The sequence below is a fragment of the Marinobacter sp. genome (assembly GCF_052091845.1).
Classification (GTDB): Bacteria; Pseudomonadota; Gammaproteobacteria; order Pseudomonadales; family Oleiphilaceae; genus Marinobacter.
The window spans coordinates 85,668-105,216 of the sequence record NZ_JBQDCO010000006.1; the positions used below are offsets into that span (position 1 = coordinate 85,668).

Genomic DNA, 19,549 nt, shown 5'->3' on the forward strand with positions numbered 1-19,549 from the left:
CTGTATGACAGCTTTGTTACATCATTTGAAATATTGATCAGAAGTTGCAAATAAGCTTGCAGCCACGTGATAGACCGTTACCATGCTAAGAAAATAATTCTAGAGACTTAAAAGGCTGGCTTGATGACTGCATACGATGACGACAAACCCAAACCCCAAGGCGACCTGACCCTTCAGATTGTGCCACTACCCCAGGATACCAATGCCAATGGTGACGTATTCGCCGGCTGGCTGGTTAAACAGATGGATATCGCCGCCGCCACCATGGCCGGGCGTATTTCACTGGGCCGCAACGCGACTGTTGCCATGGACGGGATGGAATTTCTCTCGCCTCTGCGGGTTGGCTCTCAAGTCGGCTGCTACTGCAAACTGGTGGACATAGGGCGCAGCTCTATGAAAATCAATGTAGAAGTGTGGACTCTGGATCGCACCGCAAAAACCCTGCGCAAGGTGACCGAAGGCTGTTTTGTATACGTGGCCATTGATGAACAAGGCCGCATCCGGGAAGTGCCGGAGCAGCCTCAATAATCAGTAATTCGGCAACCGCTTCACCACGGCAGTTCTTCACCGTTGCTATGCCAGAATGAGCCGGTGTTTTCCAAACTCAGCTGGGCAATACGTTCTGCAAGGCCGCGGGCGGAGTCTTCCGGGGTGATCAAGCCACCAAAGTTCACCATGCGCGTCTTCACATAACCTGGATGCAATTGGGCAACGGCCACACCTTTGGGCTTCAAATCCATCGCCAAAGATTTACCAAAGGCGTTCAGCGCCGCTTTGGAGGCGCGATAGCCATAGCGACCACCTGAATCGTTATCAGCAATGGAGCCCATGCGGCTGGTGATATTAGCGATCTTGCTACCCTGCCCCATCAATGAAACTAGCGCCTCGACTACACGCAACGGAGCGTAAGCATTAATTTCCATTTGTGTCCGGATGGAGTCGAAATCAATACTGCCAAGCTGCTCATCCTGCAGCAAGCCGGCGTTATTGATTAGCAAGCTGATATCTTTGCCCGCCAGCTCGGCCTTCAGTTTTGCAATGCCCTCGTCGGTGGTGACATCTATCCCCTCGATTACTTGTGTGGCCACGCTTGTCAGTTGTTCGGACGATTGCCGACACACACCAATCACTTCATGCCCCTCTCCGGCATAATGGCGGGCGAGCTCTAAACCAATGCCGCGATTGGCACCGGTGATTACAACAACTTTGGTCTCCGACATAAAAAACACCTCCATTCTGATCAGAATCATCGTTCTGTTGGATCGTCCCCACCTATTGGCAAGGTCGCCCGTATCTGTAATGGTGACACCATAGCGTTCAACCTGACCAAAATGCGACAGCAGAGATCCAAAACCCATGAACTTCAGGCAGTCAATCGCATTGGCGTCAGGCCTTGCACTGGCAGCCTCGCCAGCGGCAGCCGATATCGGAATTGCGCCTTTCGCGGGCTACCGTATGGGTAGCTCCGTGGATATTGAATCCGCCAGCGCCAACACCAAAGACCAAGTCCGATTTAAAGACACCACAAGCCATGGGCTGACCCTGAACTTCGACCTGCCTGAGGCAGGCAAGCAAGGTGAGCTGTATTTTGGCCGGCAGGAAACCTCGGCAAAGCTTGATAACGGCCAGTTTGCCCCAGGCACACAGGCAATCGACGTGACGATTTACCAGCTGCAATTCGGCGGCCTATACTTTCCGGGAGGCAAAACCTACGGTGGCTTTGCGTCTGGCGTACTGGGTGTAACCCGCCACAACTCCGCCTACGACACTAACCACCGACTTGCTCTATCCCTCGGTGGAGGGTATCAGTTCTTTCTCAGCGACAGCCTGCGCCTGCGGCTTGACCTGCGCGGTATCTATACGGCTCTAAACTCGGGCGGTTCGGCGTTCTGCTCCGGTGGCTGTGAGCTTAAATATCGCAGCAGCGGTTACCTTCAGATTGAAGCGGGTGCGGGCTTGGTGTTGCGCTTCTGAACCCTGTCGCTGTCAGGCCCGGGCTTCATGCCTTTCGGGAAGCATCAGGGACAACAGCGCCGCCATCGCTACCAGTCCTGCAGAAATCCAGAGGCAGGCTTCCAAACCGTATCCTTGATAAACCCAGCCAGACAAAATAGTACCCATCAGCCGGCCCGCGGCGTTGGACATGTAATAAAAGCCCACATCCAGCGACACGCCGTCGCCCCGGGCATAACTGACAATCAGATAGCTGTGCAGGGATGAGTTGACAGCAAACAATACGCCGAATAACACAAGACCACCGATGACCACCCACTGCGGCGGCCAGCCGACCATCAGGCCAATGGCAATGGCGGCGGGAATCAGCGCCAGGGCAGCTGCCCAGAGCACGGCAGATTTTTTGCTTTCCAGGTTGCCAGTGATTCGGGGAGCAACGGTCTGGATAAAGCCATAACCGATGACCCAGGAGGCCATAAAGCCCCCTACCTTCCAGAAATCCCAGCCAAACACCGTATGCAAATACACCGGCAAGGCCACCACAAACCACACATCCCGGGCGCCAAACAGAAACATACGTGCGGCCGATAGCACATTAATGGCGCGACTTTTTGACAGGATCTCGCGAAACTTCGGCTTGGCTTTACTCTTGCCCAGTTCCTGCTTGAGCAGGAACAGACTGGACAGCCACACCAACCCAAGAGCCGCCGCCATGGCAATCACTGCGCTGGTAAATCCAACCGACATCAGCAATACGCCGCCCAGAAAAAAGCCCACGCCTTTCAGGGTATTCTTCGAACCGGTAAGGATGGCCACCCACGTGTATAACTTACCCTGCTGCTCATCCGGCACCAGCAGTTTGATACCGCTCTTGGCGGACATCTTGTTCAAGTCTTTGGCAATGCCGGACAAAGCCTGTGCTGCCATCACCCAGGGTACCGTTAGCATGACTGCGGGCACTGCCAGCATAACCAGCGCTGCAATTTGCAGGAACAGCCCGATGTTCATGGTGCGGTTCAGGCCCATGCGGGCACCCAGATACCCACCCAGCAAATTGGTCACCACCCCGAAAAATTCGTAAAAGATGAACAACAGGGCAATTTCCAGGGGCGAATAACCCAGCTGGTGGAAATGCAACACCACCAGCATGCGCAGAGCACCGTCCGTCAAGGTGAAGGCCCAGTAGTTACCGGTTATTACCAGATACTGACGGATAGCAGCCGTCATTTCAGGCAGAACCTACCTTGCGTGCCAGTTCTACGGCACGGTTAGCGTAACCCCATTCGTTGTCATACCAAGCGTATATCTTCACCTGGGTGCCATTGATCACCAGCGTGGACAGGGCATCGACAATGGAGGAACGGGGGTCGGTCTTGTAGTCGATAGACACCAGCGGGCGCTTTTCATAGCCCAGAATACCCTTCAGTTCACCCTCGGCAGCTTCTTTCAATAGCTGGTTTACGGTGTCGCGATCCGTCGGCGTTTCCACTTCAAACACACAGTCGGTCAGCGAAGCATTGGTTAACGGCACTCGCACAGCGTGGCCATCCAGCCGCCCTTTCAGCTCCGGGAATATCTCGATAATCGCGGTAGCGGACCCTGTGCTGGTGGGGATCAGCGAGCTGCTGCAGGCCCGAGCCCGGCGCAGGTCTTTGTGGGGCGCATCAAGGATGGTCTGAGTGTTGGTCAGGCTGTGGATGGTCGTAATGGAGCCGTGTTTGATACCAAGTTTCTCGTGAATCACTTTAACCACAGGCGCCAGGCAGTTGGTGGTACACGAAGCCGCGGTAACTATGCGGTCGTTAGCCGGATCGAAAATGTGCTCGTTCACCCCCAAGACAATGTTCTTGGCCCCCTCTTCTTTGACTGGCGCGGCAACCACCACGCGCCTCACGCCCTGATACAGGTAACCCTGCAGCACCGCTACCGTCTTGTTCACGCCACTGGCCTCGATCACCAGGTCGCAGCCAGACCAGTCGGTGTCGCTGATAGCTTGGTTGTGGGTGACGTTGATGCGCTTGCCTTCAATCTCTAACTTGTCACCACGGGCTTCAGCCTCGTGGCTCCAGCATCCATGCACACTGTCGAAGTTCAGCAGGTGTGCAAGGGCATGGGTATCTGCCCCGGGATCGTTAACGGCAACAAATTCCAGCTCCGGCCAGCCCCAGGCTGCTCTCAGAGCCAGCCGACCAATACGGCCAAATCCGTTAATGCCTACTGTGACCTTACTCATACAGACCTCTTTGAGAGTTTCTCAACCCGTGTACCCGGTAAATGATCAGGGACACTGCACAGTTGGGCGCTCCGCCATGGCCCGCAACTGCGCCAGAGGTGTTTCAATCAATACGCCATTGTTCTGCGCAGTTTCATCCAGAACCCGCAGGATCCAGGCTGGCAGCCGGGGATTAAGACAATAATAGATCCATTGGCCACGACGTTCCGTTTCCACCAGCTCTAAATCCCTGAGGATGGCCAGGTGGCGGCTGACTTTCGGCTGGGACACTCCAAAGGCTTCAGTCAGCTCACACACACATAGCTCTTGCTGATCCCGAATCAGCAGCATCGCCGCCAGTCGCAACTCATCACTAAAGGCCCTGAACAGGGCACCCGGGCTGATATGCGCTGCTTTCTGGCGAATTTCACTTTTTGGCACAGCACTTCTATCCATCATGCTTGTCTTTCACGTGATTGAATATTCGATTTCCCGCATATATGCTTTAAGCGATATTAGGCGTGAAATGTCACAAAGTAAAGACGCCGGCCATCGACTCCAATCATCAACTTTCCGGAACCTCCGAGCTACCCTATGAAAGCACATGACCTGCCCAACGTTAATCCCGAGCTGTTCATGGCCCCCGCCACAGAAGAGTTATCCGCCAATGCGCCTTCCGAGCACGCACCGCGAATTCTGCTGCTATACGGCTCGCTCCGTGAGCGCTCATTCAGCCGCCTGGCGGCTGAGGAAGCCGCGCGTTTACTGGATGCCATGGGCGCCGAAACCCGCCTCTTCAACCCCCGCGGCCTGCCACTGGCCGACGCAGAAGATGCCTCACACCCAAAAGTTCAGGAACTTCGGGAACTGGCGCAATGGGCCGAGGGTATGGTGTGGTGTTCGCCGGAGCGTCACGGCGCCATGACCGGCATTATGAAAACCCAGGTCGACTGGATTCCCCTGTCTATAGGCGCCGTGCGACCAACCCAGGGCAAAACCCTGGCAGTGATGCAGGTATGCGGAGGTTCCCAGTCGTTCAATGTGGTCAATCAGTTGCGGGTGCTGGGCCGGTGGATGCGCATGGTGACCATTCCAAACCAGTCATCAGTACCCAAAGCCCACATGGAGTTCGATGACAAGGATCGCATGAAACCCTCTCCTTACTACGATCGAATCGTGGACGTGATGGAAGAGTTGGTGAAGTTTACCCTGCTGACCCGCGACCACAGCAGCTACCTCACCAACCGCTACTCCGAGCGCAAGGAAAACGCAGAAGATCTATCAAAACGCGTTAACCAACGATCTATCTGAGAGGCGACCATGAGCCACAGTACCGAAGCCGATAACGCCTCTGACACTGAAGGCATGGACCTGTTCGGCCGCTACCTGTCTGTTTGGGTGGCGCTGGCCATTGTCACAGGCGTGGCCCTGGGCCAGCTTGCCCCAGTGGTGCCACAAACCCTGGCCCGCTTTGAATACGCCCAGGTGTCGATTCCCATAGCCGTGCTGATCTGGGCGATGATTTTCCCGATGATGGCGCAGATAGATTTCAGCGCTGTGGTCGGTGTGCGCAAAGAGCCGAGGGGCCTGGCCATCACCACCCTGGTGAACTGGCTGATCAAACCCTTCACCATGTTCGCCATCGCCTGGTTCTTCCTGATGGTGGTGTTCGAGCCGTGGATTGCACCGCCCCTGGCGGCTGAATACCTGGCCGGTGCCATCCTGCTGGGGGCCGCCCCCTGTACCGCCATGGTTTTCGTGTGGAGCCACCTGACCCGGGGCGATGCCGCCTATACGTTAGTACAGGTATCCCTGAACGACATCATCATGCTGTTCGCCTTCGCCCCTATTGTGGTCTTGCTGCTGGGCATTTCCGACATCCAGGTGCCCTGGAACACAGTGCTACTGTCGGTGCTGTTGTACATAGTGCTGCCCCTGAGTGCCGGTTACCTGACCCGTCGCACGCTCATCGCCCGCCACGGCCAGGCCTGGTACGACGAGGTGTTCATGAAACGCCTGGGCCCGATCACCCCGGCGGCGCTGATCATCACCCTGGTGCTGCTGTTTGCCTTTCAGGGCGAGGTGATTCTGCAGAACCCGCTGCACATTGCCCTGATTGCGGTGCCGCTGGTGATCCAGACCTTCTTCATTTTCTTCCTGGCTTACGGCTGGGCCAGGTTATGGAAGGTTCGCCACTGCATCGCCGCCCCCGGCGCGATGATCGGGGCCAGTAACTTTTTCGAGCTGGCTGTCGCAGCGGCGATTGCCCTGTTCGGGCTGCAATCCGGCGCTGCCCTGGCCACCGTGGTGGGCGTGCTGGTGGAGGTGCCGTTGATGCTGGTGCTGGTTCGTATTGCCAACAACACCCGGGACCAATTTCCCAACTGATCGATCAATCCAGGCCCGGGCCAAACCTGCAGCGTCTCCGGGCCTGTTCAGTACACCACCACCCTGCTACTATCCCGCCCACTTTTTATACGCATTGAACGATGAACCCCTGACTCCAACGGAACCCCCAGAATGGACTTTCTCCAGGCGTTTTACCTTGGCCTACTCCAGGGTCTGACCGAATTTCTGCCCATTTCCAGCTCGGCTCACCTGATTCTCATCCCGGCTTTTTTCGACTGGGTCGACCAGGGCGTTGCCTTTGACCTGGCGGTGCACGTGGGCACGCTGCTGGCGGTGGTGATTTACTTCCGCAAAGACGTGTTCGGCATCGCCCGGGACGGGCTGATCTCCATGAGCCAAAGGCGCGTGGTCGGCCAGGGGGCGCTGGCCCTGTATCTGGTGATCGGCACCATTCCCGCTGGCCTGGCCGGGCTGGCCCTGCTGGACTTTATTGACAACGAACTGCGCGCCGTGGAAATCATCTTCGCCACCACGCTGTTCTTCGGTCTGCTGCTGGGCCTGGCCGACTGGTTGCCCAAGCGCCAACGCAGCCTGGAAAGCCTGAACTGGAAGGACGCCCTGCTGGTGGGCATTGCCCAGGCCATCGCCCTGGTACCCGGCACCTCCCGTTCCGGCATCACCATCACCGCCGGCCTGTTTCTGGGCATGAGCCGCCAGGCAGCTTCCCGGTTCTCGTTCCTGCTGGCCATCCCCATCACCGCACTGGCCTCTATGGTAAAGCTTCTGGAAGTGGCCACGGCGGATGTAATGGTAGACTGGAGTGCGTTTCTGGTAGGCGGCGCGGTGTCCTTTGTGGTGGCGATTACGGCCATCCACTACTTCCTGAAATGGCTGAATAAAGTGGGCATGTGGCCTTACGTGATTTATCGGGTCATTCTGGCTGGGGTTATTTACGCGGTGTTGATGTAGGCGGCGGCCAGCAAAATGTTTGCAGCGGAGGCTGGGTAAGGCTTTTCAAAACTGTGCGGAGCCATGGGTGGAGTGCGAAGCACTTCACGGGCAAGCCAAGGACGGCTTGCCCAGGACCTTTAGCGCGACGCAGGAGCATGAAGCGTTAAAGGGCGGAGCCCAAGCGTCACATGGATGTGCCGCAAGGAGCGTGTTTTGAAAAGCCTTACCCAGCCTCTGCCAACTCCGAAAGTCTAGCAGGCCTCCAGGGGTGCAAACGCCAGCACGAGCCATTTTGCGCCTTCATCGAAATTCACCTGCACCCGGGTATGGTGGCCGCTGCCTTCGGCGTTCATTACAACGCCCTCGCCAAATTTGGGGTGCCGAACGCGCTGTCCCAGGCTGAACCCGGACTCCCTGGCAGAATCCTGGCTGAACAGCCCTTCGTTGGGGCGATCCATCATCGCCGGGCGGGTGACCGTGTTGCGTAGCCGCACTTCCTGAATGCAGTCCCCGGGGATTTCCCGCACAAAACGGGAGACAGCGTTGAACTTTTCCTGCCCATATAAACGGCGGGATTCGGCGTAAGTAACCACCAACTTCTTCATCGCCCGGGTGATACCTACATAGGCCAAACGACGCTCTTCTTCCATGCGCCCCGGTTCTTCCAGCGACATGCCGTGGGGGAACAGACCCTCCTCCACACCCGCCAGAAACACCAACGGGAATTCCAGCCCCTTGGCGGAGTGCAGGGTCATCAGCTGCACACTGTCCTCGTGATCTTCCGCCTGCGACTCACCGGCGTCCAGGGCCGCCTGGGCGATGAACTCGACCAGCGGATCCACGCCCTCTTCCACCGAGTAGTCCGCCAGCGCACTGACCAGCTCTTCCAGGTTCTCCACTTTTTGCTGGGCCTTCTCACCTTTCTCTTTGGCGTGATAATCCTTCAGCCCCGACGCCTCGATGGTTTCTTTCATCAAACCCTGCAGCGAGGCGTCTTCCGCCATCTCGGACAGGCTTTCAATAATGCCGATGAACGCCTGCAAACCGGTTTTGGCCCGGCCTTTCACCTGCCCGGCGTCCAGCAGCCGTTGAGCGGATTCCCACAAGGAAATGCTTTGAGCCGTGGCGTATTCGCGCACTTCAGACAGGCTCTTGGCCCCGATGCCCCGGGTGGGCAGGTTGACCACCCGTTCAAAGGCGGCATCGTCCCGGCGGTAGTGCACCAGCCGCAGGTAGGCCAGGGCGTTGCGGATTTCCTGGCGGTCGTAGAAGCGCAGGCCGCCGTACACCCGGTAGGGAATGCCCTGGCGCATCAGGGATTCTTCCAGCACCCGGGACTGGGCATTGGAGCGGTACAGAATGGCCGATTCACTGCGCAGGTTGCCCTCATCCACCCAGGCAGCAATGCTGTCGGCGATGTAGTTGGCTTCGTCCTGTTCGTTGAAGGCGGCGTACAGGCTGATGGGTTCGCCCTCTACGCCCTCGGTCCACAGCTCCTTGCCCAACCGGCCCTGGTTGTTGGCGATGACTGAGTTTGCAGCTTTCAGAATCAGCTGGGTGGAGCGGTAATTCTGTTCCAGCCGCACCAGGCGGGCGTTGGGAAAATCCCGCTGATACTGCTGGATATTCTCCACCTTGGCACCGCGCCAGCCGTAGATGGACTGGTCGTCGTCGCCCACCACGGTAAGCGGCACCCGGTTGCTGGCCAGCACCTGCAGCCAGGCGTATTGAATGGTGTTGGTGTCCTGGAATTCGTCCACCAGAATGTGCTGGAAACGCTGCTGGTAATGGGCCAGCAATTGCGGCCGGTGCAACCAGAGTTCGTGGGAGCGCAGCAGCAGTTCGCCGAAATCCACCAGGCCGCTTTGCTGGCATAGCGCCTCGTAGCGGCGATAGATTTTCAGCATGGTGGCGGTGAAATGGTCGCCGGGATTCTCCTGAATATGGTCGGCCCGCAGGCCTTCGTCCTTCTGGCTGCCTATAAACCACTGGGCCTGGCGTGGCGGGAACTGGCTCTCGTCAATCCCCGCTTCCCGCATCACCCGTTTCACCAGCCGCAACTGGTCGTCGCTGTCCAACACCTGAAAGTTCTCCGGCAGGCCGGCGTCTTTCCAGTGGGCCCGCAGCAGCCGGTGGGCGATACCGTGGAAGGTGCCAAACCACAGACCCCGGGCAGGAATATCCATCATCTGCTCAATGCGATAACGCATTTCCTTCGAGGCCTTGTTGGTGAAGGTAACAGCCAGAATCCCCGTAGGCGGTACCCGGTCTACCTGCATCAGCCAGGCAATCCGGTGTACCAGCACCCGGGTTTTACCGCTCCCGGCACCGGCCAGAACCAGTAAATGGTCGTTCTGGGCCGTCACTGCCTCACGCTGGGCATCATTCAGGGAATCGATAATGTGGGAGACATCCATTGGGGTATCACTGTAGTCCGGTAAGTTGAAAATTCAGGCGATGGATTATAACAATTTGGGCTGCACCCTGCCTTGTTCCTATACAACGATTGTGTGCCATGCGTATACACCCCTATAAAGTTATGGCCACTCCGGCCGACAACAGAAGGTAACAGCATGAAACACGATTACCACTTCGCCTATAACGACCGGCCCATATAATCCGCACCGTTAACTCAGGTTATACCCCCAGGAAAAGACTATGCTGTCATCTCTGAAAATCTCACAAAAGCTTGGCTTGCTTGTCAGCATCGCCATTCTCGCCTTCCTGATCAGTCAGGGTTTTGCATTTATGACCGAGCGATCCAACTCTGACCGTTTGAGTGAAGTGAAGGATCGGCTTTATCCAACACTGGAACTGACCACCATTAATGAAGGCCAGTTAAAGTTAATGGAACAGCAGATCAGCGGCTCGGTTACCACCGGTGACGACCAACAGCTTGAGTCAACACAGGCTTATCGCAACACTATCGCGACCAACCTGGAAAAAATCGCCGAGTTAAGCCCAACCCAAGCCGACACCATCGAAAAACTTAATCGTAATCTGAACAACTACTACGACAATGCCACCCGCATTGCGGCCTCTATTATTGATGGCTCTGCCGACTTCAGCCGTATCGGTGACGATGCGGCTCAAAATGCAGAGCGTCTGAAAAAATTGCAGGCAGACCTGAAAGCCATGCGGGAAACCAATCGGGCTAAATTCCAGAGCGCTATTTCAGAAACAGTTACCGCTTCAAGCAACGCCCAGACACTGGCGCTGATCATTCTGGTAGTGACGGTCATTGTGCTCATCGTGATCAGCCTGGTGATTGGGCGTTCCATATCTTCCAGCCTTACTCAAATTATCGATTCCCTGAAAAACATGGCCTCTGGCGAGGGCGACCTCACGCAGCGCCTGAACTACGAAGGCCGTGATGAGCTCCGGGAGCTGGTTAACCAGTTCAACCTGTTTGTTGCCAAGCTGCATAACTCGTTTGCCACCATCAGCGACGACGTGAACGGCCTCAATACGGCCACAGGTAATCTAACAAGCGCCAGCCGGACGAACCTGGAGCGTATCAGCAGCCAAGCGCAATCCATCTCATCCACCCGTAACTCTGTGGATGAGCTGGTAAAAAGCGTTGAGGAAGTCGCAGGCTTTGCCTCCAGCGCTTCGGATCAGACTCAGGATGCCACCCGCTTTGCCCAGTCTGGCCAGGAGAAGGTTCAAAATAATGTGTCGACCATTCGTGAACTGGTAAACGAGATCGAGAATACCGCTGGCCTGGTTAATCAGTTTGACGAGTTCTCCGCCCGTGTCGGCGGCTTGCTGGACACCATTCAAACAGTCGCAGAGCAAACAAACTTGCTGGCGCTAAACGCCGCAATTGAAGCCGCCCGTGCCGGTGAGCATGGCCGAGGTTTTGCGGTGGTTGCAGATGAGGTTCGGGGGTTAGCTGTACGCACCCATAAAGCGACTGAAGAGATTCAGAGTGTGATTTCCGAGCTGTCAAAGCTCTCGTCTTCCGCTGTTACGTCTATGAAATCCAGTGTAAATAAAGCCCATGAAGGCGTGGAAGCAACCACCGAATCTGGCGAGATTCTTTCCCGAATTCTGCAGAACGTGCAGCAAATTAGTGAGCTGAATGAACAAATTGCTGCCGCCACCTATGAACAAAGCACCACGTTTAATGAAGTCACCACATACATGACGGATATGCACCGGAATGCCGAGGCAGTCATGGAGAGCACCGACGAACTGGATGGCGTAAGTCGCGATATCCAGAGCGTCAGCAACGGTCTTCAAACCGTTGCCAGCCAATTCCGCGTGTAAATAAATCACGATAAATTTTCTACGGATCAAAACCTATGAAAAAATTGCTACACCTCGCTCCATTGGCCCTGGCTATTGCTGCGAGCAGTGCCTCTGCCCAGGACACTGACGACACATTGGCCCGCATGCAGCAGCAGCTGAACTCCATGCAGCAACAGCTGAATGCCACCAATAATGACCGCGTACGCTTTAACGGCTTCTTCAGCACCGGTGTGGCGCGGGCCAGTAACGACGCTGGCTTCGCTGGCATTACTGAAAAAACCAACGTGGCCGACCTAAGCTTGCTGGCACTGCAAGGCACGTTTGATGTAACCGAGAAAAGCCAGGCCGTTTTGCAACTGGTTGGCCGCGGCTCTGATGACTGGGAGCCACAGGTAGAGTGGGCCTATTTGAGCCATCGCCCCACTAATAACCTTCAGTTGAGAGCGGGCAAAATGCGCATCCCGTTCTTCATGTATTCCGATTCTCTTGAAGTTGGCTACGCACAGCCTTGGGCACGCCCACCACAAAGCGTTTACGGCCCGATTGCGATCACCAGCTACGTGGGTGCTGATGCCAGTTATAACTTTAACTTTGAAAATTCATCTCTCACTGCAACGGCATTTACAGGTTTTACCGATGAAGATGGCAACTCAGGAGACGTTGAGCTCCGCAACATGGGTGGCATTAACCTGACCTGGACTGATTACATCTGGACCGTGCGCGGTGTTGCAGCTACTGCCGAGACTTATATTGATGCCACAAAACTAGGTGCTCTGGCACCGCCGGGAATTAAAGTAAACAGCCTTCTTGCAGATTTCAGCCGAGGCAACTTTTACGGAGTTGGTGCTAGTTATGACGATGGCGAGTGGCAAATTATCGGTGAAGTGACCCGAGTGGAGGTAGACGGCAAGTTCCCAGACACTGATTCCGCCTATCTTTCTGTAGGTCATCGCTTTGGGAGTTGGACACCATACGTGGCCGCTGGCTGGATTGAGAGCAAGGATGAAAGCGAACGCACAGGTGCTTTCATCCCCGGCGCAGTTCCAGAATCCATCCTGAACTATCAGCGCGAGGAGTTCAGCGTTGGCACACGCTGGGATATCACTCCGGGCGTGGCCATTAAAGCCGATGTAACCCATGTCCGCGGTCTCGATAAAGGCTACGGCAACTTAAATGTTGAACACATGGTGTTCAATGACACCGACAGCACCAATGTATTTACCCTCAAACTCGACTCAGCGTTTTAAAGGAGGCTCCCATGAAAAAGCTAAGCCTGATTTTCGCGACCAGCTTGCTGGTCAGCCCCCTTGCGATAGCTGATGTTGTAGTTATTGGCAATACCGCTGGCCCGGATACTATCACCAACAATCAGGTACGTGATCTGTACCTGAATCGCAGTAAACAACTACCAGATGGTCAAAAAGCCAGCCCTTTTGAACTTCCAGGTGGCAATGCGGTTCGCGCCGAGTTCCACGACAAGATCACCGGTCGCAACGATGCCCAGCTCAAAGCCTTCTGGTCCAAGCAGGTGTTTACCGGCCGTGGCCAGCCACCTGCAGAAGCCGCCAGCGGGGCAGCGATGAAGGCCCAGGTCTCATCAACGCCCGGCGCCATTGGCTATATTGATGAAGCCGACGTAGACAGCTCTGTGAAGGTTATTCTCACACCTTGAACAGAAGCCGGAAACAAAGAGGGCGAGCCATTGGCTCGCCCTCTTTGTTTAGACGACTTGCTCCTGAATCAGAACCCTCTGGGCACCGTTTGCGCTTCCACAAACTCAAACAGGCCCTCAAGCCCACCTTCGCGGCCGGTTCCGGAGGCTTTCATGCCGCCAAAAGGCGCTTCAGGCGCAGGCCCGGTGCCGGTATTCCAGCCCACATGGCCAAACCGCAAGCCAGCTGTGACTCGCTGGGCACGCTCAACATCTGCGGTGAAAACATAAGAAGCCAGGCCAAATTCTGTATCGTTACCGGCTTCGATCACTTCGTCCTCGGTACGGAAGCTTGCCATGGGAACCAGCGGCCCGAAGGTTTCTTCCCGGGAACAGCGCATATCCCGTGTAACGCCCGAGACAACCGTTGGCGGGAAGAAAAGATGCCCACTCCCCAGATCAGCCGGTTGCTTGCCGGCAATCAGCGTCGCGCCTTTATTCAGGGCGTCTTCCAGGTGTTGCTTCACTTTGTCGAAACCGGCTTTATTGATGAGCGGTCCGAGATCAACATCGCCGGTAATGCCATCCCCCACCGTCATCTTGTTTACGCGTTCTGCGAGTTTTTCACCAAAGGCATCCATTATCTTCTCGTGAACAAAGATCCGATTCGCGCACACGCATGTCTGCCCACCGCCACGAAATTTGTTCGCAATCAAGTTGTCTGCCGCAGCGTCCAGATCGGCATCATCAAACACAATAAACGGCGCGTTACCACCCAACTCCAAAGCCAGCTTTTTAATCTGACCGGCGGTATCCACAATCAGTTTCTGACCCACTTCGGTAGAACCGGTAAAGCTCAGCATAGGCACGTCGGGGCTTTCACACAAAACCTTGCCAATCACACTGGATTTGCCCATAACCAGATTCACCATGCCATCTGGCAGCTTCACGTGTTTATCCAGCAGCGCAAACAGAGCAATCATGGTCAGCGGCGTTTCGCTGGCCGGTTTAATCACTGACGGGCAACCGGCAGCCAAAGCGGCAGAGAGTTTCTTGGCAATCATGCCAATAGGGAAGTTCCAGGGCGTAATTAACCCGGCAACCCCTACAGGGCGATAGTGCACAGTCCACGTGCAGTCCTTGGGTTTTTCCGGGAGTGTATGAGCGTCTAACGCTTGAATGTGTTTGGAGCAGTAATCGAAGAAGCCGGCGGCATAATCCACCTCGCCCTGAGCTTCGTGCAACGGCTTGCCATGTTCCAGGCACAGAATTCGGCCAACTTCCTCTTTGTTGGCGCGGAGAGCGTCACGGATATCTTCCAGCCATTGTTTGCGGGTTTCGAGAGTGTAGGGGCTGGTCAGCCGAAGCGCCGACTTGCCTGCATCAACTGCCGCCTTTACCTCACGTTCCGGCATGGAAGCGACCTGCGCAATCACCTTTCCCGTTGCCGGGTTATAAACGTCAAAGGTATTGCCCTGTTCGTTGTCTGTCCAGCGACCGCCAATGTAGCCAGTCAGTTTTTCAAGCAATGGTGACTCGATCATTTCGGCTCCTGTTCAGTCAGTAACGACACCTGATAAGGTGCACATTTGCGTCAGTTGGGTATGTCTTCCATAGTGGATGCAGATTCTCAACCTGTAAAGCCAATAGCATGGCTTTTGACCATTCTCCATCTGTGCCTATACTCCCAGTGCCCATACCCGTAGAACCGGAAACCCTGGAGGTCGGATAATGAAAGCGTTTTTCCATCCTGCACAAGATCAGCACTGTCCGAAAACCTACTTCACCCGTGGCCAAATGCGCGAGCCCCAGGAAATACCAGATCGTACCCGCCAAATGCTGGAAGGTCTGAAGGAGATGGGCATTCCGGTTTTAGAGCCGGCGGACCATAACGCAGGGCCTATCTCCAAGGTACACGACCTGGGATATCTACGCTTTCTTCAATCTGCCCACCGCCGCTGGATAAAAATGGGCGACTGGGGAGAAGAGGTCATTTCCAATATCTTCGTCCGTTCGCCAAACCACCTCATCGGTATTCTTGCGGAAGCAGCGCGCTACCAGGCAGACGGAAGCAGCCCCATCGGCGAGCACACCTGGAACGCGGCGTATTGGTCTGCCCAGAGCGCTCTTGGCGCCGCCGACGCGTTGTTGGAAGGCGACCGCTCTGCCTATGCAGTATGCCGGCCACCGGGGCACCACGCCCGCAAGGATTCTGCCGGCGGTTTTTGCTACCTGAATAACGCCGCCATTGCTGCCGAACACATGAAATCAAAATTTCCAAAGGTGGTGATTCTTGATACCGACATGCATCACGGTCAGGGCATTCAGGAAATTTTTTACGAGCGCAGCGACGTGCTTTATATCTCCATCCACGGCGATCCCACTAACTTTTATCCTGTGGTAAGCGGCTTCGAAAATGAGCGGGGTGAAGGCGAGGGTTATGGCTACAATATCAACATGCCAATGCCCCACGGCTCAACCGAAGAGGTCTTTTTCGAGAAGCTGGAGGAGGCAATCACGGCTATCGGACTGTTTCAGCCAGACGCACTGATTCTGACCCTGGGCTTTGATATTTACAAGGATGACCCCCAGGCCAAGGTTTCTGTGTCTTCGGAAGGGTTCTGCCGGCTCAGCTCGCGGGTTCGCGAGCTTCAGTTGCCAACGCTGGTGGTTCAGGAAGGCGGCTATGACCTGGATACCCTGAGCGAGAACGTACAGCAGTTCTTCAAAGGCATGACGAACAGATGACTCGCGGAGTGCCAGCAACCTGCTAGGAAGCTGGCGCGTAAACTTTGATGTTGCCATGCCCTTCGGCCTTCAAATGCACAGTGTGCATGCGGCTCATGGAACCTCTGTCACAATACAGCAGGTACTGGCGATTAGCGGGCAGCTCTGCCACCTTCCGGTTCAGTTCATAAAACGGAATGCTCAGAACCTCGTTGCCCGTGAGCTGCAGCGGCGACTGCTCCCCCTCTGAAGGATGGCGAACATCAATGATAACGTCTGTGACAGCGGGCGTGGTTACCAGCTCCACCTCTTCCGGCGTTGCGGTGCTGTCCAGAAGCTCACTGACCCTGGTTTCCTTGCGGGCTTCAATCGCACGGATCAGGACCTGTGGATCCATTGCCGCCTCGTCTGCCTCTACCCGGCTCAACTTTGCGCGAGTCGCTGGCTTTTGGGATATTACGCCGCAATATTCGGGCATGGTTCGGGCATAAGGCTCTGTACCAATTTCCCGGGCGATCGCAATGATGGCTTCTTTATCCATAGCGATCAGCGGGCGCAAAACCACTTCGTCGCTGGCCCGGTCAACCACGTTCAGGTTAGTCAGGGTTTGGCTGGATACCTGGGCCACCGCATCACCCGTAACCAGGCCAGAGGCATTATTGCCCTGAGCAAGCTCGCTGGCAGCCTTGAGCATTTGTCGTTTCAGCACCACGCCCCAATGGCGATGACCTACCGACCTCATGATTTCTTCCAACACGCCATCAAAAGGCACAGAGATAAACTTGGCACCGTGGGAGGCACCGTAGCGATCCCACAGATAATGAACCACCTGGCGCACCCCCACCTCATGGGCTATACCACCAAGATTGAAAAACAAAAAGTGGCTGCGAAGCCCGCGGCGTAACATAAGATAAGCTGCCACAGATGAGTCATAGCCACCGGATACCAAAGTCATTACATTCTCGACGCTGCCCAGCGGGTAACCACCCAGGCCCCGGTGTTTGCGATGGGCGATGTGGAAATTGTCATCTCGCACCTCAATGCGCACTTCCACATCTGGCGAACGGAGAGCGACGCTGGCATCCGTGGCCGCCAGCATCAGCGCACTGCCCACTGCACGTTGAAGTTCCACTGAATCAAAATCATGATTGCCATGACGTTTGGCACGCACCGCAAAGGTTTTCCCATCAAGACGACCATCAAAAGCCGTTACCGCTTTTTCGGTAATATCTTCAAGGCTGACAAGCGGAAACGCCGCGACTTCCTGAATAGTGGAGATACCGGGAATACGCATCACCTCGTCGACCACAGCACCATTCAAGCCACGATCGTCTGGCACTTCAACATCTACCCTGTCCCAGCAACCACTCACCACAATATTGTGGTCGAGCCGTGCAAGAAGTTTACGAACATTTTGGCGCAGGTGGCGCATTTGCTGGCGACGAACAGGTTTGCTCTTGGTGGCGACTTCCGGAGCTGGGCGAATAAGCAGTTTCATAAGAGGATATTTTGTCGGGTGGTATATATTAGGAAAAGCGCATAGTCTAACCGTTCGCAGTCATCCTTTAAAATAGAGTATTACCGCAACATCCAGGAGCTTTCTTCGTTCATGAGCAACCCCACAATCAATGCCCTTGTCTCCCCCGAGGGCAGTTTGGAAATACTGTCTAATCACGAGGTCAATTTACTTAAAGACCGAAGTGAAGGTGGCTTGTATCGGCTTTTCAGACAATGTGCGCTGGCCGTTTTGAACACCGGGGTCGTGACCGACGATTGCCAGGATCTGATGGCGGCCCACAGCGATTTTGATATACGTCTGATCCCCCAACCCAGAGGCCTGAAGCTGGAACTCATTAATGCTCCGGCGCACGCTTTTGTGGACGAAGAAATGTTACGGGCCCTTCGCGAGCACTTGTTCTCGGTGCTGCGAGATATTGTTTACACCCACTCTTCGCCACAGTTTGCCCGTGTGCTTAAGGGGGATGAGCCAGACGATCTGACCAACATGGTGTTTCATATTCTGCGCAATGCCCGTGCCCTTCAGCCAGGGCGTCAGCCCGACCTGATCGTATGCTGGGGCGGGCACTCCATCAGCGACAGAGAATACCAATACAGCAAAGAAGTTGGCCACCAACTGGGCCTGCGTGAATTAAGTATCTGCACGGGTTGCGGCCCCGGTGCCATGAAGGGACCAATGAAGGGCGCCACTATTGGCCACGCCAAGCAACGCGTAAAGAATGGCCGCTACATTGGCATTACCGAGCCGGGCATTATAGGGGCAGAGGCGCCCAACCCTATTGTGAATGAACTGGTCATTCTGCCGGACATTGAAAAGCGCCTGGAAGCCTTTGTGCGCTGTGGCCACGGCGTTATCGTGTTCCCGGGTGGCGTGGGCACCGCTGAAGAAATTCTCTATCTGCTGGGCATTCTTCTACACCCGGATAACGCCGATCTGCCCTTCCCGGTGGTATTCACCGGTCGGCCTGAAAACGCCGAATATTTTGAGATGATCGACAAGTTCATCCGCAATGCTCTGGGGAACGAAGCCGCCAGCAAATACGAAATCATTATTGATGACCCGGTACGAGTGGCGCAAACCATGAAAAAGGGAATGGGAGACGTTGAGACCTTCCGCCGTGCCATGCAGGATGCCTATTACTTTAACTGGATGTTGAAAATTGATCCGGTATTCCAGCTGCCTTTCGAGCCAGATCACGAGAACATGCGCGCCTTGGACCTGCACCGTGAACAACCCGTGCACTTGATTGCAGCAAATCTGAGAAAAGCGTTCAGTGGCATCGTGGCCGGAAACGTAAAGGAAGGGGGTATTCGGAAAGTTCAGGAGAAAGGGCCTTTCGAGATCGCCGGCGACCCCACCCTGATCAAACCACTCGAGGCTATGCTGGAACAATTTGTTGCGCAAAACCGAATGAAGTTACCCGGCACATCAGCCTACAGCCCCAGCTACCGTATTATCAGCACAACAGCCTGAGCTGTTGCGCTGATGCATGTCGTTTACTTACCGCCGGCTGGCAGGCTTGCATAATAAGCCGCCAGGTTGGCGATGTCATCATCGCTCAGGGCTGCGGCCTGGCCCTGCATGACAGCCGCCTGGCCACCACTGCGCTGCTTGTTTTTGTAGGCCTTAAGAGCAGAAACCAGGTATTGCTCATGCTGGCCCGCCAGGTTTGGGTACATAGGAATCTGTGCAACGCCGTTCTGGCCGTGGCAAGCAGCACAAACGGCTGCTTTTGCCTTACCAGCCTCGACATCACCAGCGGCAGAAGCCACCGCGGGAACAGCTGCACTCAAAGCGAAAAGACCCGCAACAGCATAGTGTTTAAGTTTCATTATGATTAACCTCTCATCATCGTTTTAAGTTTTACGAACCGGTATTCTAAGGAGACTCTGAATAAGTCTCAAAATCGGCGATAATACAGCCATCGTCAACC

The 19,549-nt window shown here is 55.4% G+C and carries 18 protein-coding genes; 10 read left to right on the forward strand and 8 right to left on the reverse strand.

Annotated elements, in window-relative coordinates; translation table 11 throughout:
• The first annotated feature begins 123 nt into the window (after positions 1-123).
• Positions 124-528 (forward strand): acyl-CoA thioesterase, encoded by a 405-nt coding sequence (locus ACTHYN_RS03510; RefSeq protein ID WP_441811116.1) that lies wholly within the window; start codon positions 124-126, stop codon positions 526-528.
• A gap of 20 nt (positions 529-548) precedes the next feature.
• Here ACTHYN_RS03510 and ACTHYN_RS03515 read toward each other — a convergent pair whose 3' ends face one another.
• Positions 549-1,220: an SDR family oxidoreductase gene (locus tag ACTHYN_RS03515; RefSeq protein WP_441811117.1), complete on the reverse strand. Its 672-nt coding sequence runs from the start codon at positions 1,218-1,220 to the stop codon at positions 549-551.
• Positions 1,221-1,356: 136 nt separating this feature from the next.
• On the opposite strand from ACTHYN_RS03515, the gene ACTHYN_RS03520 reads away from it, so the two are divergent.
• Entirely contained in the window at positions 1,357-1,974 is a 618-nt protein-coding gene (locus tag ACTHYN_RS03520) for a hypothetical protein (protein WP_441811118.1), read from the forward strand.
• A 12-nt stretch (positions 1,975-1,986) separates the two neighbouring features.
• Here the strand turns inward: ACTHYN_RS03520 and arsJ are convergent, their stop codons facing one another.
• The 3 genes from arsJ to ACTHYN_RS03535 are packed head-to-tail and all read right to left on the reverse strand — an operon-like array spanning position 1,987 to position 4,606.
• Positions 1,987-3,180 carry an organoarsenical effux MFS transporter ArsJ gene (arsJ, locus tag ACTHYN_RS03525; protein ID WP_441811119.1) on the reverse strand — a complete coding sequence of 398 codons (1,194 nt, stop codon included), beginning with the start codon at positions 3,178-3,180 and terminating at the stop codon, positions 1,987-1,989.
• 1 nt (position 3,181) lies between these two features.
• Positions 3,182-4,186, reverse strand: a complete 1,005-nt coding sequence (locus ACTHYN_RS03530; RefSeq protein WP_441811120.1) for an ArsJ-associated glyceraldehyde-3-phosphate dehydrogenase — start codon at positions 4,184-4,186, stop codon at positions 3,182-3,184.
• Between the two features lie 45 nt (positions 4,187-4,231).
• Positions 4,232-4,606 carry an ArsR/SmtB family transcription factor gene (locus tag ACTHYN_RS03535; protein ID WP_441811121.1) on the reverse strand — a complete coding sequence of 125 codons (375 nt, stop codon included), beginning with the start codon at positions 4,604-4,606 and terminating at the stop codon, positions 4,232-4,234.
• Between the two features lie 153 nt (positions 4,607-4,759).
• Here ACTHYN_RS03535 and arsH point away from each other — a divergent pair, with 153 nt between their 5' ends.
• The 3 genes from arsH (at position 4,760) to ACTHYN_RS03550 (ending at position 7,483) form a co-directional block, all read left to right on the forward strand.
• Positions 4,760-5,476, forward strand: coding sequence for an arsenical resistance protein ArsH (arsH, locus tag ACTHYN_RS03540; RefSeq protein ID WP_441811122.1), 717 nt, complete (start codon positions 4,760-4,762; stop codon positions 5,474-5,476).
• A 9-nt stretch (positions 5,477-5,485) separates the two neighbouring features.
• Complete coding sequence (arsB, locus tag ACTHYN_RS03545) at positions 5,486-6,553, forward strand: ACR3 family arsenite efflux transporter (protein WP_441811123.1); 1,068 nt, start codon at positions 5,486-5,488, stop codon at positions 6,551-6,553.
• A 132-nt stretch (positions 6,554-6,685) separates the two neighbouring features.
• The gene (locus ACTHYN_RS03550) at positions 6,686-7,483 is read left to right on the forward strand and encodes an undecaprenyl-diphosphate phosphatase (RefSeq protein WP_441811124.1); all 798 of its coding nucleotides are present in this window, start codon (positions 6,686-6,688) and stop codon (positions 7,481-7,483) included.
• Positions 7,484-7,716: 233 nt separating this feature from the next.
• Here the strand turns inward: ACTHYN_RS03550 and uvrD are convergent, their stop codons facing one another.
• On the reverse strand, positions 7,717-9,882 hold the full coding sequence (gene uvrD / locus ACTHYN_RS03555; RefSeq protein ID WP_441811125.1) for a DNA helicase II: 2,166 nt from the start codon (positions 9,880-9,882) through the stop codon (positions 7,717-7,719).
• A gap of 241 nt (positions 9,883-10,123) precedes the next feature.
• Between uvrD and ACTHYN_RS03560 the strand changes: the two genes are divergently transcribed.
• From ACTHYN_RS03560 to ACTHYN_RS03570, 3 genes are read left to right on the forward strand one after another with little or no spacing between them, the layout of a single operon-like run.
• On the forward strand, positions 10,124-11,737 hold the full coding sequence (locus ACTHYN_RS03560) for a methyl-accepting chemotaxis protein (protein WP_441811126.1): 1,614 nt from the start codon (positions 10,124-10,126) through the stop codon (positions 11,735-11,737).
• A gap of 35 nt (positions 11,738-11,772) precedes the next feature.
• Positions 11,773-12,966 (forward strand): hypothetical protein, encoded by a 1,194-nt coding sequence (locus ACTHYN_RS03565; RefSeq protein WP_441811127.1) that lies wholly within the window; start codon positions 11,773-11,775, stop codon positions 12,964-12,966.
• Between the two features lie 11 nt (positions 12,967-12,977).
• On the forward strand, positions 12,978-13,391 hold the full coding sequence (locus tag ACTHYN_RS03570; RefSeq protein WP_441811128.1) for a phosphate ABC transporter substrate-binding protein: 414 nt from the start codon (positions 12,978-12,980) through the stop codon (positions 13,389-13,391).
• 68 nt (positions 13,392-13,459) lie between these two features.
• Here the strand turns inward: ACTHYN_RS03570 and ACTHYN_RS03575 are convergent, their stop codons facing one another.
• Positions 13,460-14,914, reverse strand: a complete 1,455-nt coding sequence (locus tag ACTHYN_RS03575) for an NAD-dependent succinate-semialdehyde dehydrogenase (protein ID WP_441811129.1) — start codon at positions 14,912-14,914, stop codon at positions 13,460-13,462.
• A 187-nt stretch (positions 14,915-15,101) separates the two neighbouring features.
• Between ACTHYN_RS03575 and ACTHYN_RS03580 the strand changes: the two genes are divergently transcribed.
• Complete coding sequence (locus ACTHYN_RS03580; protein ID WP_441811130.1) at positions 15,102-16,118, forward strand: histone deacetylase family protein; 1,017 nt, start codon at positions 15,102-15,104, stop codon at positions 16,116-16,118.
• Between the two features lie 22 nt (positions 16,119-16,140).
• On the opposite strand, the gene thiI is transcribed toward ACTHYN_RS03580, so the two are convergent.
• Complete coding sequence (gene thiI, locus ACTHYN_RS03585) at positions 16,141-17,595, reverse strand: tRNA uracil 4-sulfurtransferase ThiI (protein ID WP_441811131.1); 1,455 nt, start codon at positions 17,593-17,595, stop codon at positions 16,141-16,143.
• 111 nt (positions 17,596-17,706) lie between these two features.
• Here thiI and ppnN point away from each other — a divergent pair, with 111 nt between their 5' ends.
• Positions 17,707-19,089 carry a nucleotide 5'-monophosphate nucleosidase PpnN gene (gene ppnN, locus ACTHYN_RS03590; RefSeq protein ID WP_441811132.1) on the forward strand — a complete coding sequence of 461 codons (1,383 nt, stop codon included), beginning with the start codon at positions 17,707-17,709 and terminating at the stop codon, positions 19,087-19,089.
• 23 nt (positions 19,090-19,112) lie between these two features.
• Here ppnN and ACTHYN_RS03595 read toward each other — a convergent pair whose 3' ends face one another.
• Entirely contained in the window at positions 19,113-19,448 is a 336-nt protein-coding gene (locus ACTHYN_RS03595; protein WP_441811133.1) for a c-type cytochrome, read from the reverse strand.
• Between the last annotated feature and the right edge of the window lie 101 nt (positions 19,449-19,549).